Source organism: Anabaena azotica FACHB-119, assembly GCF_014697625.1.
GTDB classification, from domain to species: Bacteria; Cyanobacteriota; Cyanobacteriia; order Cyanobacteriales; family Nostocaceae; genus Trichormus; species Trichormus azoticus_A.
The window spans coordinates 36,634-50,976 of record NZ_JACJSG010000019.1 but is presented as its reverse complement, the minus strand read 5'-3'; the positions used below and the strand labels follow the sequence as shown (position 1 = coordinate 50,976).

Sequence of the window (14,343 nt, the reverse complement as noted above, 5' to 3'; positions counted from 1 at the left end):
AGAAACTATAAGTAAGAGAGGCAAAAATCGGTGTAGATTTTCCTCTCGCTTTATTGCCTTTATAAGTAACTTTTTAGATAGATTTGAAAGTCACTGCTAATTTATCGGCAATTCCTGCAATCCAATTTTCGTCTTGTTTGGTGTAACTTCTAGGGGCATTTGCACCTAATATTAATAATCCTTGAGCGCCAATTGGTTGGCAAATCACACCTTGGGTATTTTCTGGTAAATAATCAAATTCAATCCGTCCTGGGTAGACATTTAAAGCTACTAGATAAACTGGTTGTTGTTTTTCTAAAACTCGTTTAACTATTGGGCCTGGTGTGACTTCTGCTTTGGGGGCCAGAATACCGCGACGTAACAAAACTTTGCCTTGATAGTAAACCACCAGCGATCGCGTTACCGTATTAGTCAATAACAAATGGGATGCCCAAGCTAGTTCTGTTTTCACGGCTTCTGGTAAATCTGCTGCTAACTCAAAACCTTCTTCACCAATTAGTTCTACAGCATCCGGCGATCGCGGCTGCACCTGTTGCCAAATTAAACCCGTTAAAATCAGTACGGCACTCAAAATCACCCCCAATACATCACCCCGCGCTTGGGAGTTGGTTAGTTCTGGTGTCAACAAACGGTTAATCAGCAAAAGTGTCGCGCCTAGTCCTCCAACCACTAGAGGTAAGCGCCGTAAAACTCGATTGGGATCAGATTTTGTCATTAGTCATTTGTCATTTGTCATTTGTCCAGTAGGGGCGGGTTCAGCAAGAAATTTATGGGGAAAATAAATATGTCAATTAAACCCGCCCGTACAACAGTTAACTGTCAACTTTTACTCTTCTCCTGGTTCAATTATGCGTTGGAACAGGTAGCCAGTACCGCGTGCAGTGAGAATTAGTTCTGGGTTACTAGGATCATCTTCTAATTTTGCCCGTAACCGAGATATATGTACATCTACTACGCGGGTATCTACATGGCGCTCTGGAGTGTAACCCCAAACTTCTTGTAAAATTTCCGAACGGGAAAATGCTTCGCCAGAGCGGCTGACTAGCAACTCTAGTAAACTAAATTCCATGCCTGTTAAACGGATACGTTCATCACCCTTGTATACTTGGCGCTTGTTGGTATCGATTTTGATATTACCGACATGAATTACTCCCGAACTGGGTATTCCCGAAGCCCCGGTTTTATCCACCCTACGCAATACTGAGCGAATTCGCGCTTCTAGTTCTTTGGGCGAAAATGGTTTAACTACGTAGTCATCAGCACCCAACTCTAACCCGGTGATGCGATCGGCAACATCCCCCAGGGCTGTTAGCATAATGATAGGGACATCTGACTCCTTACGTAGTTCTTGACATACACCGTAGCCATCTAGCTTTGGCATCATCACATCCAGAACTACTAAGTCGGGATCAGACTTGCGAAAAGTATCTAAAGCTTCTTCGCCGTCGCCTGCTGTCACTACATCGTAGCCAATCATTGAAAGGCGCGTTTCTAAAATTCGGCGGATGCTAGCCTCGTCGTCTACTACCAGGATTTTTTCTTTATGAGTTTCCAAGTTTCTCAACGCTCCTTAACTAAAAATTTCTCATGATTAATTTTTAATACCATAATATTAAGATATCATTCCCTCAAATGATTTGGAAAATGCTGTAACTCTTGCTATTAGTTGAATCTTCAATTGGGCAATAATTAAGGAAAAATTAAGATATTTAATATTAGTTAAGAATTAAGAATGCCAAAGCCTAAAACCTTTTACATTTGTAACGAATGTGGTGCAGAATCTCCCCAATGGTTTGGTAAGTGTCCTGCCTGTGGTACTTACAACTCCTTAGAAGAACAAATTACTATCCAATCCTCCGTAGATGTACCGAAAGGGGGTGTCAGTGGTTGGCACGCAGCGCAAAATAATGGTAAACCAGTAGCGAAGCCGGCAAAACCACGGGCTTCATTAACATTTGACCAAATTAGCGATCGCCAAGTCACTCGATGGGAGTCTGGTTACGGAGAACTAGACAGGGTACTCGGCGGTGGCGTAGTTCCGGGTTCTATGGTACTGATTGGCGGCGACCCCGGTATCGGTAAATCTACCCTATTACTCCAAGTCTCCAACCAATTAGCGCAGAGATATCGCATCCTCTATGTTTCCGGTGAAGAATCAGGACAGCAAGTCAAGTTAAGGGCTTCCCGTTTGGGTGTGTCCAAACAGCTAAGTGTGGTAGGTGATGAAGATGGCAAAGCTGAGGATGGTCAAGCAGCATCTCAACCACAACATATTGAAGGTGTAGGCGCAGATTTATACGTCTTGCCAGAGACAGATTTAGAAGAAATCCTCCGTGAGGTCGATTCGCTTAAACCCAATGTAGCAGTTATTGACAGTATTCAAACCGTATTTTTTCCCGCCCTTACCTCTGCACCCGGTTCCGTCGCCCAGGTGCGGGAATGTACAGCCGCCTTGATGAAAGTGGCAAAACATGAAGATATTACCATGTTGATTGTTGGACACGTTACCAAGGAAGGGGCGATCGCTGGGCCGAAAGTTTTAGAACACCTCGTAGATACGGTACTATATTTTGAAGGCGATCGCTTCGCCTCCCATCGGTTATTACGTACAGTCAAAAACCGCTTTGGTGCAACTCACGAAATCGGCATCTTTGAAATGGTGCAGAACGGACTCCGTGAAGTCTCCAACCCCAGCGAGTTATTTATCGGCAACCGTGATGACCCCGCACCGGGTACAGCGCTCGTCGTTGCTTGCGAAGGTACACGCCCAATTGTAGTTGAATTGCAAGCCTTAGTCAGCCCCACCAGTTACCCATCACCCAGACGTGCCGGCACTGGTGTAGATTACAATCGTTTAGTGCAGATACTTGCTGTATTGGAAAAGCGCGTAGGTATACCCATGTCCAAACTAGATTCCTACGTCGCCTCGGCTGGGGGGTTAAGTGTAGAAGAACCAGCCGTCGATTTAGGTATCGCTATAGCCATTGTTGCCAGTTTCCGCGATCGCATCGTTGACCCTGGTACAGTATTGATAGGCGAAGTCGGCTTAGGTGGACAAGTCCGCGCCGTTTCCCAGATGGAACTCAGGTTAAAAGAAGCCGCTAAACTGGGATTTAAACGTGCGATCGTTCCCAAGGGTCAAAAATACCCCGACTTTGACATCGAAATTCTCCCAGTTTCCAAAGTCATAGACGCAATTATCGCCGCCATCCCCCATCAGGAATTGACTAGCGACGATTTAGATATGGATGAAGAGTAGGTATTAATCAGTTAACAGTTAACAGTTATCAGTTGTCAGGTTGTGTTCACTGTTCACTGATAACTGTTAACTGACACCCCCTACACCCCTAATAAACATGACAGCCATCATCACCCCCGACTATCAAATCACTTGGGAAAAACTTCCCGATGATTACAAGCTACCAGACGACCCAGTGGACAACATCAACCAACCATTTCTCGCCGCCGCGCTGACTGAAAGCTTAGAACTTGCAGGAAAACTACCCGCCAGCGCCCTCACTACCACAAATTACGGCATTTGCGCCACCTTGAACGGCAAAACTGTCGTTAAAGCCCCAGACTGGGCATATATTCCTCAAATCAAAGTCAGCAGAGAAGAAGTCATCCGCAGTTATACTCCTCAACTAGAAGGAGATATCCCCGTAATTGTCATGGAATTTTTGTCTGATCCAGAGGGTAGTGAATATTCCATCAAATTTACTTATCCCCCTGGTAAATGGTTCTTTTACGAGAGCATATTAAAAGTACCAAATTACGCCATCTTTGAACCAGACAGTGGGGGCTTAGAAGTATATGTCCTAGATCAAGATACAGGTAGATATAACCTACATACCCCCAACGAAAACCAACGTTACTGGATAGAGGAAATGAATCTTTACCTTGGTGTATGGCAAGGTACGCGAGAAAATCGTACAGGTAATTGGTTACGCTGGTGGGATGAAAGCGGACAACTATTATTATGGGGTTCAGAGTTAGTCGAACAAGAACGCCAACGTGTCGAACAAGAACGACAACGCGCTGAACAAGAACGACAACGCGCTGAACAAGAACAACAACGCGCTGAACAAGAACGCCAACGTGCTGAACAAGAACGCCAACGTGCTGAAAGATTAGCAGCACAACTCCGTGCTGCGGGAATTGAACCCCAAGATTAGGTTTTTGCTCAAAATTGAAAATGCGATCGCCTGCTAGATTAGCTCAAAACCTGCTAAGTCTAGCTTTTTTATTTGCACTGTGTGTCAGTTCTCAGTTGTTTTTTAATCTGAGTTCGATAAACCTCACCCTCCCAACCTCCCTCTCCTACGAGGAGAGGGAGGAGAAACGAAAAAATACCTCACCCCCAACCCCTCTCCTCGTAGGAGCGAAAAGTCTGTAGCTGGCTTCTCTAACGAGACGCTACGCGAACCCGTAGGGTGCGCCAGCTTCCGGCGTTCAGAACTTTTCAAGAGAGAGGGGTTGGGAGAGAGGTCAAAACAACGCTGGTCGAACTCACGTTTTTTTACGCGAGATAGATAACATTTGACCCCTCTCCAAACCTCTCCCCGACGCGGGGAGAGGCTTTAAAAACCAACAATTACATTACTCCTCCCTCTCCTCGTAGGAGAGGGAGGCCGGGAGGGTGAGGTCAACCAAAGTCTCTTTTAAAACATAACTATCCCAAACAAACACCATACCAACCTCGCAAAGCCCTTCTAATATAACTTAGCTAATTTTAAAAATACTATTGACACGTATAAAAATATACTTTAATATAAAATCAGCATGATAAAGGCGATCGCCTCATCCGACCAAGAATTGTGCGATCGCCTTTATTGGCTCCCATATTCAGGAGATAAATACAATGATGGCACAATTACAACAATATTTGGGTGAGAACTTAGATACATCAAGCCTCAACCAACCAACACAACAGCCACAAGCCAACAGAGAACCCATCAAGCATTTATTGATAGGTTCCCCCAAAGCCGTCACCAGTACAATTCACTACTTGCAGTTGACACTCCTCGCTCTAAAGAGACGTTCGCGTTAGCGTCCCGGAGGGAGGATTCTTGCTTCATCCGTCCTCTCTAGAAATCTGAATACTAGTATTCAACTTTCTCTGTTTGGATACGTCCACAAGCTCACACGGACTGCCCGACCGCGTTTGAAAAGGTTTTTAATTTTTGCGTTTACTCCCACATTTGTACAAGATGCGCGGATTTATACTACCAGGGTTCCGGATCAGGAGCAGTCCGCTTGACCTACTTCGTCTTTTATTTGTGCGCTTTACCGCCATTAGTTATACTACCACAAAAGCCGCCCTAGAAGGGCGGGGCTTTAAACCCAGTTTTTCGGTAAATTAGATGCGGATAGAGAGAGCAATCATCACCTTTACCGAGTAGCGATCGCACTTTCAGCTACAACTGTTTAGTTCTCAACACCAAAATTTTAACTGGAAACGACAACATTCTCACTTCAACCCAAAACATTCTCGTTTCAACCCAGAACATTCTCACTTCAACCCAGAACATTCTCACTTCAAACGAAAACGTTCTCGTTTAAAACAAGAACGTTCTCACTTACAACCGCAAAGTTTAACCTCTGAACTCAAAGCTTTTCACTTTAAACCGAAACATCCAAGCTCAGAAGCTCAAACTTGAGGTTTTCGGCTAAAATCGCCAAGTTAATATCTAAACTGACGACCCTTCTGTTTGCACTTTTTTCGATTTACGTGCAAATCTTCGTCCTAAATCATCAACCATTGAATCTAAACCAGCACCTTTACCACTAGCTTTAGCATAGTTATAGACCATCAACCCCGCAGCATAAGCTTCACTGCCCACAGCCACAGATGTATCATCCACCAGTTCATGCAGTTGTGTCAACGACAGCAAAATCGGATACAGCGCTTCAAACAATTCTACATCTCGGCGCATTTCATCCAAGTCAAAAGAGCGCGGTAAAAAATCAGGGTTTTGTGTAGCCATTTCCAACGCCTTACTCACAAACGCGCGACTCTTATCACCCAGCTTAGGTAAAGATTTCCGCTCCTCTGTTGTCAAATCTACCAAGAATGGGAGCTTTTCTTTAATAGTATTAATTGCTTGCATCACTGCTTCCCTGTCTGCTGGGGTAAGTTTGGCACTAATTTTAGATTCTGGCATTTTTCATACACCTTTAACTGTACTTAGTTTCAGTATTCCCCAATTCAGTTAGTCAGCCATAGTTAGTTATAAGGCAATTAAGGATTTTTTTTATACCACTGAACAAACGATATTTTACTGATTACCAGCCTTAAACAAGTTTGAATAATCAAAATACTACAATCAAATCAAGGTATACCCGACGATGATGTTCTTAAATTTTGCCACACAAAACCAGCGAGTAGTTATAATCACTAGACTTGCTTCTGGAAACGAGAATTTATAGAACTTTTCCTTGATACAATATTTTTATATCAAAATTTATCTATCAATCATACATATCGTTCTATGACAACCATAATTGCTAGACCTTCATCTTTAATTGGTAGTATCAAAATAGAAAAAGTAGATAAATTTCAACTGTTCAAATTTAATGAAGAACTACAAGCACGGATGGAAGAACTTTTAGAGCGCAAAAAAGCTGATTTATTAACAACAGAAGAAGTTATCGAACTTGAAGAAATTGGAGAGCTAGATAGAATTTTTACCCATATCAATGCGATGCTAGTAGCTCAAAACAATGATTGATGACGTTACTAAAGAAATTGTGCGAAAACGCGCCAATTATTTGTGCGAATATTGTCATTCTCCAGAACGCATTTCTACCACAAGATTTACAATAGACCATTTGATTCCAAAATCTATTGGTGGTTCTGATGAACTCAGTAATTTAGCCTTGTCTTGTCGTCGATGTAATGAGCGTCGTTATAATTTTGTTGCGGGATATGACCCAGAGACAAAAGCAATAGTACCCCTATTTAATCCTCGTCAACAAATTTGGTCAGAGCATTTTATATGGTCAGCCAATGGTAGGACAATTATTGGCGTTACACCAATTGGTAGAGCCACTTGTCAACGACTTGATGTTAACGATGAACGCTATCCAGAAGATGACTCTATTCAGAGTGCGCGGGGTTATTGGGTTCAAGCTGGGTTACATCCTCCTAGTGAAGATCCAAAAGAAAATTAATCAGTAAGAGATAATAAAAACAGCAGGAACATCTAAAATTTAGTTGATATCAAAACCATCACCACATAATATATGACTACCTTTCCTAAATATATTCCCCAATCTGAACCGCCTCGTCCCCCTTGGGAAACCCTACCCACAATGTATGATTTACCCAGCGATAACCCAGAGGAACCAGGTTTGCCAGACGACTTTCATTTTTTACAACCTTTACTTTTATACTTAACCTTTCAACCAACTAATTGGCATCCTGAATTAGTTTACAGTGCAGCCGACCTCAATCTTTACTACGATGTCGAACATCCATTATGGTACAAACGCCCTGATTGGTTTGGTGTTGTAGGTGTACAAAAATTATATAAAGGTGAAGATTTACGTTTAAGTTATGTCAAATGGCAAGAACCAGCTAACCCATTTGTAGTAGTGGAATTATTATCCCCAGGTACAGAAGACGAAGATTTAGGTAATAGTCAAAAAACAGAAAATAAACCTCCTAGTAAATGGGAAGTTTACGAAAAAATTCTCCGCATTCCCTATTACATTGTTTTCAGCCGCTACACCAACGAACTGAGAGCATTTCAGTTAGTAGGCGGTCATTATGAACCGATAAATTTAACTGAAGGAAGAGTATTAATGCCAGAGTTGGGTTTAAGTTTAGGTACATGGCAGGGAGTTTTTCGAGATATTGAAAAACTATGGTTACGCTGGTTTACCTTAGCAGGAGAATTAATTCTTGAACCGACAGAAGAAGTTATTGTAGCCACAGAACGAGCGATAATTGCAGAACAAGAAACTAGGGAAGCAAAACAAGAAGCCGAACAAGCCAAAAGAAAAGCCGAACAACTAGCAGAACGTTTGCGCCAATTAGGAGTAAACCCTGATGAGGTATAAAAATCTTACAGCACTTACGCACTAAGGTTATCTGTTGAGACTGGGTGTAAGGGTGTAGGGGTGTAGGGTTTTCTTTTTCCCCATTCCCCATTCCCCATTCCCCATTCCCCATTCCCCATTCCCCATTCCCCATTCCCCATTCCCCATTCCCCATTCCCCATTCCCCAGATAAACCCGTGGATAGAACTGCGATCGCCTAAAAATTGTCACAATAAGGGCGATTGCTCATTTTAGGACAAAAAAATATATGGGATTTGGTATTGGTGATTTATTCTGGATTTTTCTCTTACTATCCTCCTTACAACCCCTCTGGCAAAAGCGCCAAATAGAATATCGTCGTCTGCGTGCCTTAGAAGAATTTCAACAACAACGCAAAAGCCGCGTCATCCTCTTAATACATCGTCAAGAGTCCATCAGCCTACTAGGTATCCCCCTCTCACGCTACATCACCATCGAGGACTCTGAACAAATACTCCGCGCCATTCGCCTCACACCCCCCGACGTACCCATCGACTTAATTCTCCACACACCAGGGGGTTTAGTTTTAGCCACCGAACAAATCGCTAGAGCTTTAATTCGTCACTCTGCCAAAGTCACCGTCTTTGTACCCCACTATGCCATGAGTGGCGGAACCATGCTAGCCCTCGCCGCCGATGAAATAGTCATGGATGCCAACGCCGTCTTAGGCCCAGTTGACCCCCAATTAGGTAACTATCCCGCCGCCAGCATTCTCAAAGTCGTCAAAGATAAACCCATCGGCGAAGTTGACGACCAAACCGTAATTATGGCAGACATGGCAGGTAAAGCTATTCAGCAAGTACAGCGCTTTGTGCGGACTCTGCTTAAAGATAGTATGCCCCAACAAAAAGTTAGTCCAGAAAATATCGAACCCATCATTGAAGCCTTGACAACTGGGCGAGTTACCCACGACTACCCCATCACCGTAGAAGAAGCAACAGAAATGGGGCTACCCATAACAGTGGGACTGCCCCATTCTATCTACGCACTAATGGATTTATATCCCCAACCCCAAGGCGGTAGACCCAGCGTACAGTATATTCCTATGCCTTACGATGGTGGTCGTCCCGGACTACCTACACCAAAAGGTAGACCTTTAGAAGAACCAACTCAGGCTAATTCTTAAGACTGAAGAATCAAAACCTTTGAGTATGCTTAGGGTGACTTTGTGGGTGTTGCCGTTGGCGTTGCCGTTGGTGTTGCCGTTGGTGTTGCCGTTGGTGTTGCCGTTGGTGTTGCCGTTGGTGTTGCCGTTGGTGTTGCCGTTGGTGTTGCCGTTGGTGTTGTATTTGGTCTTCTGTTTGGTCTTGTAGTCGGTCTTGTAGTTGGTCTTGTAGTTGGTCTTGTGGTCGGTCTTGCCGTTGGCGATGCTGTGGGTGATGCTGTGGGCGATGCCGTTGGTGTTGGTGATGGCTGACTGATAACTTGTTTAGCTTCTTCGTTCAGTTTTTGACGGAATGCTAAATTAGCAATACCAGTTTCTTGTAACTGGTACTTTTTTTGTAATTCCTTAACAGCAGCTTCAGTTCTGGGGCCGTAAAATTGATCGCGGGGCAGAGGAGGATTTGGCTTCAGCACCGCATTTAAGTTTGCTTGCAATATTTGAATGATATTTGCAGCATAATCTTGAGTCTTTGGCCCCGCTATCCCATCAGCTGGAGTTAGTTTGTAACCCGTTTGAAATTCAGTAATTGCTTTTTTTGTCTCTGCATCAGTCAGGGGAGTATTTGTGACTTTTACGTTATAGCCCAAACCTCTTAACACAGCACGGAATTGTTGTGGAGTATAATTACGTTGACGAGCAGCAAAAGTTGTATTAGAAATTACTACAGTAGAAGTAATTAAGCAAGTAGCAGCAATTGCCATGCTTGATTTTCCAAATCCACACCACATAAAGAAACTCCTTCGGCTTAAATCAGCAAAATGATAAAGCTTGACAAATCAAATATTTTACTTTGCTTTGCCATCTTTATTTTAGCTTTCATGATTTTTGAATAAATCTTATTGATAGTTCAAAAAATCTTACTATCTTCTGCCGCCAGTAATAAATTTAAATCAGTTATAGCAAGCGAGACATAGGGCGCGGACATTAACGAATCATAAAATCCTTACAGAGAAAAGCTTCTTCACCTGTCACCTGTCACCTATCACCTGTCCCCTGCTATATCAGTTATCAGTTATCAGTCCTGACAGCGTATGCTGGGGGATAAAGTAGCGCCAAAACCAAAATACGCCTTCCACTAATTGGTTTGCTGTTTCCCCAAGGATTTGAGTACGGGCGGGTTTAAGGAACATATCTGTTTTTCCCATGAATTTCTCAATCAACCCGCCCCTACTAACTTTTCACTGTTAAATTTATTTATTATCAACTCTGAAATACAAAAATTAGTATAATATGTAACGACAAATGGCTAACCACAAACCAATCAGAAAGCCAAATTTATACTTTGAAAGATTGATGGCAACTATTGCCACCATTAATTTATGCTTAGTAATATTTGATTTAAGCTACGTACCTTGGCGAGATTTTTACTTGCGAAGACTACCGCAAATCACTCAGATTTATGACCCGATAAAAGGTATTGAAAAACACAGGGAAACGCAAAAATATCTAGATAAAGTTAAAGCCCTACAAGAACAAGTCAGCCAGACAGGTTTAACATCACCCCAAGTTAAGACACAATTAGAAGAAATCCGTCGCCTGAGTAGCGAAATGATTGATAGCAACCCATTTGCAGCCGTGGGTAAAAGCGGGACATTAGAGAGAATCAAAAACCGGATGCGCGATCGCATCGGTAACAATTCCGCAAAAGAGTCTTTCGCTACATTTTGGAGCCAGCCTTACTTAAGTAAAAGAGGCTGGATACAAGAAATTAACTTTTTTAATCAAAAAGTACGTCCCTTAATTGCTACCAACTACTACCGCAGAATTGGGGAAAATGGAGAATTTATAGATAATTTTTGGTGGAGAATTGATTTAGCCTTCGTTTTATTATTTGCCCTAGAATTATTAGCCCGTGTAAAATATATCAAAAGTCGTCATCCGGGTTTTAGTTGGTTAAATGCGCTTTTTTGGCGTTGGTATGACTTATTTTTATTAATTCCCTTCTTGCGGTGGTTGCGGATTATACCCGTCGCCATTCGCCTAGACCAAGCACGTATAGTCAATCTTCAACCAATTAGTAAACAAGTCAACCAAGCACTAGTAGCCAACTTTGCCGAAGAACTAACAGAAATTGTCGTTGTCAGAGTCATTAACCAAATTCAGGGGTCAATTACCAGGGGTGAAATTACAAGGTGGCTGCTACAAAACGAGAAATTGCGTCCTTATATAGATATAAATAACGTAAATGAAGTAGAGGCGATCGCAGCTATTCTCATCCAGACCATCGTTTATCAAGTATTACCCAAAATTCAACCAGAACTCATTGCCCTACTACAACACAACATCGATAACGCCTTCCAGCAAATCCCCATCTACAAAAACCTCCAAGCTTTCCCCGGAGTTGGACAAACTCAAAACCAAATCAACCAACAACTAGCAACCCAAATCACCACCAACCTCTACAGTGCCATAGTCAACGCCATCGAAGATCCCATCGGAGCCAAACTCACCGCCAAACTCACCGAAAGCTTCAGCCAAGCATTAGGAACCGAAATTCAGAGACAGCACGTACTATCAGAAATCCAAACCCTACTGTTTGACCTGCTAGAAGAAGTCAAACTCAACTACATCAAACGCCTATCCCAAGAAGACATCGACCAAATAATCGAGCAAACCAGACAAATTAGAGCAACTCAAACTTCCAGACTAGCCAGTGGGGAGTAGGTATTGGGGACTGGGGACTGGGTACTCTCACAAGTGTAGGTTTTTAATATAGCAGTGAGTAAGGACTATAAAACTAACGAGAAAATCATTGTTTCATCCACCCCTACACCCCTACACCCTTACACCCCAAACCAAGGTTTTTGGAACACCAGTAAAAAACCTACACCTGTCAGGACTGGGGACTGGGGACTGGGGAAGATGAGGGAGATGAGGGAGATGAGGAGAAAAAACAACTGACAACTGACAACTGATAACTGATAACTGACAACTGTCACCTGTCACCTGACTAACTAAAAAATGCGCTACACTCAAAATAGCGGCGAACTATCATCGGTTCGTCACAAGACTTCTTGGAAGATATCCCTATCGCAGGAAGTGGGTTTACGCCCACTTTTTTTATTGTAATCGCACATGACTCATCCTTTAGTTCCACCAATTACAGATTTGGCAATCCCAGTAGCGGAACAACTGGGATTGGAAGTTGTTGGCATTGTGTTTCATACTAACCAACGACCACCAGTATTGCGGGTAGATATCCGCAATCCTCAACAGGATACTGGTCTGGATGATTGTGAGCGCATGAGCCGTGCTTTAGAAGCTGCCTTAGATGCAACGGACATCATTCCAGATCCCTATGTCTTAGAAGTGTCCAGTCCTGGTATTTCGCGGCAACTGGTGACTGACAGGGAATTCATCTCATTTAAAGGTTTTCCCGTCATTGTTTCCACTTCCACACCGGACGAAGGACAAAAAGAGTGGATTGGCCAGTTGATTCGCCGAGATGAGACAAAAGTTTACATAAATCAAAAAGGTCGCGTTACAGAAATACCTCGTGACCAAATTACTAGGGTATTGCTAGGTGAGGGTCAATAGACGAGGGACTGGGGATTAGGGACTGGGGACTGGGGACTAGGGACTGGGGACTAGGAGGAATGAAGGGTAATTTTCCTCTTAACCCCTGTTACCCTGTTTCTCTATGTTCCCAATCCCCAGTCCCCAATACCCAGTCCCCAATATATAAAGGAGAATGCTTATGTCAATGGTTAGTTTACCAGGATTGAAAGATTTAATAGAAAGTATCAGTCGAGAGCGAAACTTACCTCGGTTAGCGGTGCAAGCAGCTATTAGGGAAGCATTACTTAAAGGTTATGAACGTTATCGCCGCGCTCAAAACATTGAGCGCAAACAGTTTGATGAAGATTATTTTGATAATTTTGAAGTCGAACTAGATATAGATGACGAAGGATTTCGCGTCCTCTCAACCAAAACTATTGTTGAAGAAGTTAGCAACACTGACCACCAAATTTCCTTAGATGAAGTACAGCAAGTAGCCCCCGAAGCCCAATTAGGGGATTCAGTGGTACTAGATGTTACTCCAGATCAAGGTGAATTTGGGCGCATGGCCGCCATGCAAACCAAGCAGGTACTAGCGCAAAAACTGCGGGATCAACAGCGCCAAATGGTGCAAGAAGAGTTTCAAGATTTAGAAGGAACTGTTCTCCAAGCCAGAGTGTTGCGGTTTGAGCGTCAATCAGTGATTTTGGCAGTCAGCAGCACCTTTGGACAACCAGAAGTAGAAGCGGAATTACCCAAACGCGAACAACTACCCAACGATAATTACCGCGCCAATGCCACCTTTAAAGTCTATCTCAAAAAAGTTTCCCAAGGACAGCAACGGGGGCCGCAGTTATTAGTCTCCCGTGCTGATGCAGGTTTAGTCGTTTATCTATTCGCCAACGAAGTACCAGAAATTGAAGATGAAGTGGTACGGATAGTTGCCGTAGCTAGGGAGGCAAACCCCCCTTCCCGCTATGTAGGGCCAAGGACTAAAATAGCAGTAGATACCCTAGACAGGGATGTAGACCCAGTAGGAGCTTGTATTGGTGCTAGGGGATCGCGGATTCAAGTAGTAGTCAACGAATTACGCGGCGAAAAAATTGACGTGATTCGTTGGTCGCCAGACCCAGCAACATACATCGCCAACGCTTTGAGTCCGGCGCGTGTGGACGAAGTACGCCTCATGGATCCCGAAACTCGACAAACTCATGTATTGGTAGCAGAAGATCAATTGAGTTTGGCTATTGGCAAAGAAGGGCAAAATGTGCGCTTGGCGGCCCGGTTAACTGGCTGGAAAATAGATATCAAAGATAAAGCCAAGTATGACCACGCTGCCGAAGACGCAAAATTTATCGAAGCTCGTGCCAAATACCAACAAGAGCAAGAAGAGCGTGAATTAGCCGAAGAACTGGCAGAATTTGAGGATGAGGACAATCAAACAGAAGAATTAGAAGAAGAGTCTTTTGACCTCAACGATGATGAGTAATTTATCCGCCTAAAAAATTTCTGGTAAGATTAAATTTAGTATTAGTCTTAAATATCACTAGGAATTAGGCAATTAAAGATAATTCATACTTGAGCTAGTCAAGTTTAAC

Annotated in this window: 17 protein-coding genes; 10 read left to right on the top strand and 7 right to left on the bottom strand. The window is 43.2% G+C overall.

What is annotated here, in order from left to right:
* Positions 1-73: 73 nt before the first annotated feature.
* Positions 74-715: a cofactor assembly of complex C subunit B gene (locus tag H6G83_RS15390; protein WP_190473764.1), complete on the bottom strand. Its 642-nt coding sequence runs from the start codon at positions 713-715 to the stop codon at positions 74-76.
* Positions 716-826: 111 nt separating this feature from the next.
* Complete coding sequence (gene rpaB / locus H6G83_RS15385) at positions 827-1,555, bottom strand: response regulator transcription factor RpaB (RefSeq protein ID WP_067774651.1); 729 nt, start codon at positions 1,553-1,555, stop codon at positions 827-829.
* Between the two features lie 177 nt (positions 1,556-1,732).
* Between rpaB and radA the strand changes: the two genes are divergently transcribed.
* From radA to H6G83_RS15370, 3 genes are all read left to right on the top strand, one after another.
* On the top strand, positions 1,733-3,259 hold the full coding sequence (gene radA, locus H6G83_RS15380) for a DNA repair protein RadA (protein ID WP_190473748.1): 1,527 nt from the start codon (positions 1,733-1,735) through the stop codon (positions 3,257-3,259).
* 97 nt (positions 3,260-3,356) lie between these two features.
* Complete coding sequence (locus H6G83_RS15375) at positions 3,357-4,175, top strand: Uma2 family endonuclease (protein ID WP_190473746.1); 819 nt, start codon at positions 3,357-3,359, stop codon at positions 4,173-4,175.
* A gap of 686 nt (positions 4,176-4,861) precedes the next feature.
* Complete coding sequence (locus H6G83_RS15370; protein WP_190473903.1) at positions 4,862-5,050, top strand: hypothetical protein; 189 nt, start codon at positions 4,862-4,864, stop codon at positions 5,048-5,050.
* A gap of 640 nt (positions 5,051-5,690) precedes the next feature.
* Here H6G83_RS15370 and H6G83_RS15365 read toward each other — a convergent pair.
* A complete protein-coding gene (locus H6G83_RS15365) occupies positions 5,691-6,164 on the bottom strand; it encodes a hypothetical protein (RefSeq protein WP_190473744.1) in 474 nt (157 codons plus the stop codon).
* Positions 6,165-6,491: 327 nt separating this feature from the next.
* Here H6G83_RS15365 and H6G83_RS15360 point away from each other — a divergent pair, with 327 nt between their 5' ends.
* From H6G83_RS15360 to H6G83_RS15350, 3 genes are all read left to right on the top strand, one after another.
* Positions 6,492-6,731, top strand: a complete 240-nt coding sequence (locus H6G83_RS15360) for a hypothetical protein (RefSeq protein WP_190473743.1) — start codon at positions 6,492-6,494, stop codon at positions 6,729-6,731.
* The gene (locus H6G83_RS15355; RefSeq protein WP_190473740.1) at positions 6,724-7,173 is read left to right on the top strand and encodes an HNH endonuclease; all 450 of its coding nucleotides are present in this window, start codon (positions 6,724-6,726) and stop codon (positions 7,171-7,173) included. Before H6G83_RS15360 ends, H6G83_RS15355 begins: the two co-directional genes overlap by 8 nt.
* A gap of 72 nt (positions 7,174-7,245) precedes the next feature.
* Complete coding sequence (locus H6G83_RS15350; protein WP_190473738.1) at positions 7,246-8,064, top strand: Uma2 family endonuclease; 819 nt, start codon at positions 7,246-7,248, stop codon at positions 8,062-8,064.
* A gap of 27 nt (positions 8,065-8,091) precedes the next feature.
* Here H6G83_RS15350 and H6G83_RS15345 read toward each other — a convergent pair whose 3' ends face one another.
* Positions 8,092-8,274, bottom strand: coding sequence for a hypothetical protein (locus H6G83_RS15345; RefSeq protein WP_190473901.1), 183 nt, complete (start codon positions 8,272-8,274; stop codon positions 8,092-8,094).
* 37 nt (positions 8,275-8,311) lie between these two features.
* Here H6G83_RS15345 and H6G83_RS15340 point away from each other — a divergent pair, with 37 nt between their 5' ends.
* Positions 8,312-9,208, top strand: a complete 897-nt coding sequence (locus H6G83_RS15340; protein ID WP_190473736.1) for an SDH family Clp fold serine proteinase — start codon at positions 8,312-8,314, stop codon at positions 9,206-9,208.
* A gap of 29 nt (positions 9,209-9,237) precedes the next feature.
* Here the strand turns inward: H6G83_RS15340 and H6G83_RS15335 are convergent, their stop codons facing one another.
* Positions 9,238-9,975 carry a peptidoglycan-binding domain-containing protein gene (locus tag H6G83_RS15335; protein ID WP_190473734.1) on the bottom strand — a complete coding sequence of 246 codons (738 nt, stop codon included), beginning with the start codon at positions 9,973-9,975 and terminating at the stop codon, positions 9,238-9,240.
* A gap of 273 nt (positions 9,976-10,248) precedes the next feature.
* Positions 10,249-10,392, bottom strand: coding sequence for a hypothetical protein (locus H6G83_RS34975; RefSeq protein ID WP_206758992.1), 144 nt, complete (start codon positions 10,390-10,392; stop codon positions 10,249-10,251).
* Positions 10,393-10,489: 97 nt separating this feature from the next.
* Here H6G83_RS34975 and H6G83_RS15330 point away from each other — a divergent pair, with 97 nt between their 5' ends.
* Positions 10,490-11,911 carry a hypothetical protein gene (locus H6G83_RS15330; protein ID WP_190473732.1) on the top strand — a complete coding sequence of 474 codons (1,422 nt, stop codon included), beginning with the start codon at positions 10,490-10,492 and terminating at the stop codon, positions 11,909-11,911.
* A 119-nt stretch (positions 11,912-12,030) separates the two neighbouring features.
* On the opposite strand, the gene H6G83_RS15325 is transcribed toward H6G83_RS15330, so the two are convergent.
* Positions 12,031-12,186, bottom strand: a complete 156-nt coding sequence (locus H6G83_RS15325) for a hypothetical protein (RefSeq protein WP_190473730.1) — start codon at positions 12,184-12,186, stop codon at positions 12,031-12,033.
* Positions 12,187-12,322: 136 nt separating this feature from the next.
* Here H6G83_RS15325 and rimP point away from each other — a divergent pair, with 136 nt between their 5' ends.
* Together rimP and nusA are read left to right on the top strand one after the other, a co-directional pair.
* Positions 12,323-12,784, top strand: coding sequence for a ribosome maturation factor RimP (gene rimP / locus H6G83_RS15320; protein ID WP_190473728.1), 462 nt, complete (start codon positions 12,323-12,325; stop codon positions 12,782-12,784).
* A gap of 160 nt (positions 12,785-12,944) precedes the next feature.
* Positions 12,945-14,234 (top strand): transcription termination factor NusA, encoded by a 1,290-nt coding sequence (nusA, locus tag H6G83_RS15315; RefSeq protein ID WP_190473726.1) that lies wholly within the window; start codon positions 12,945-12,947, stop codon positions 14,232-14,234.
* Positions 14,235-14,343 lie beyond the last annotated feature (109 nt).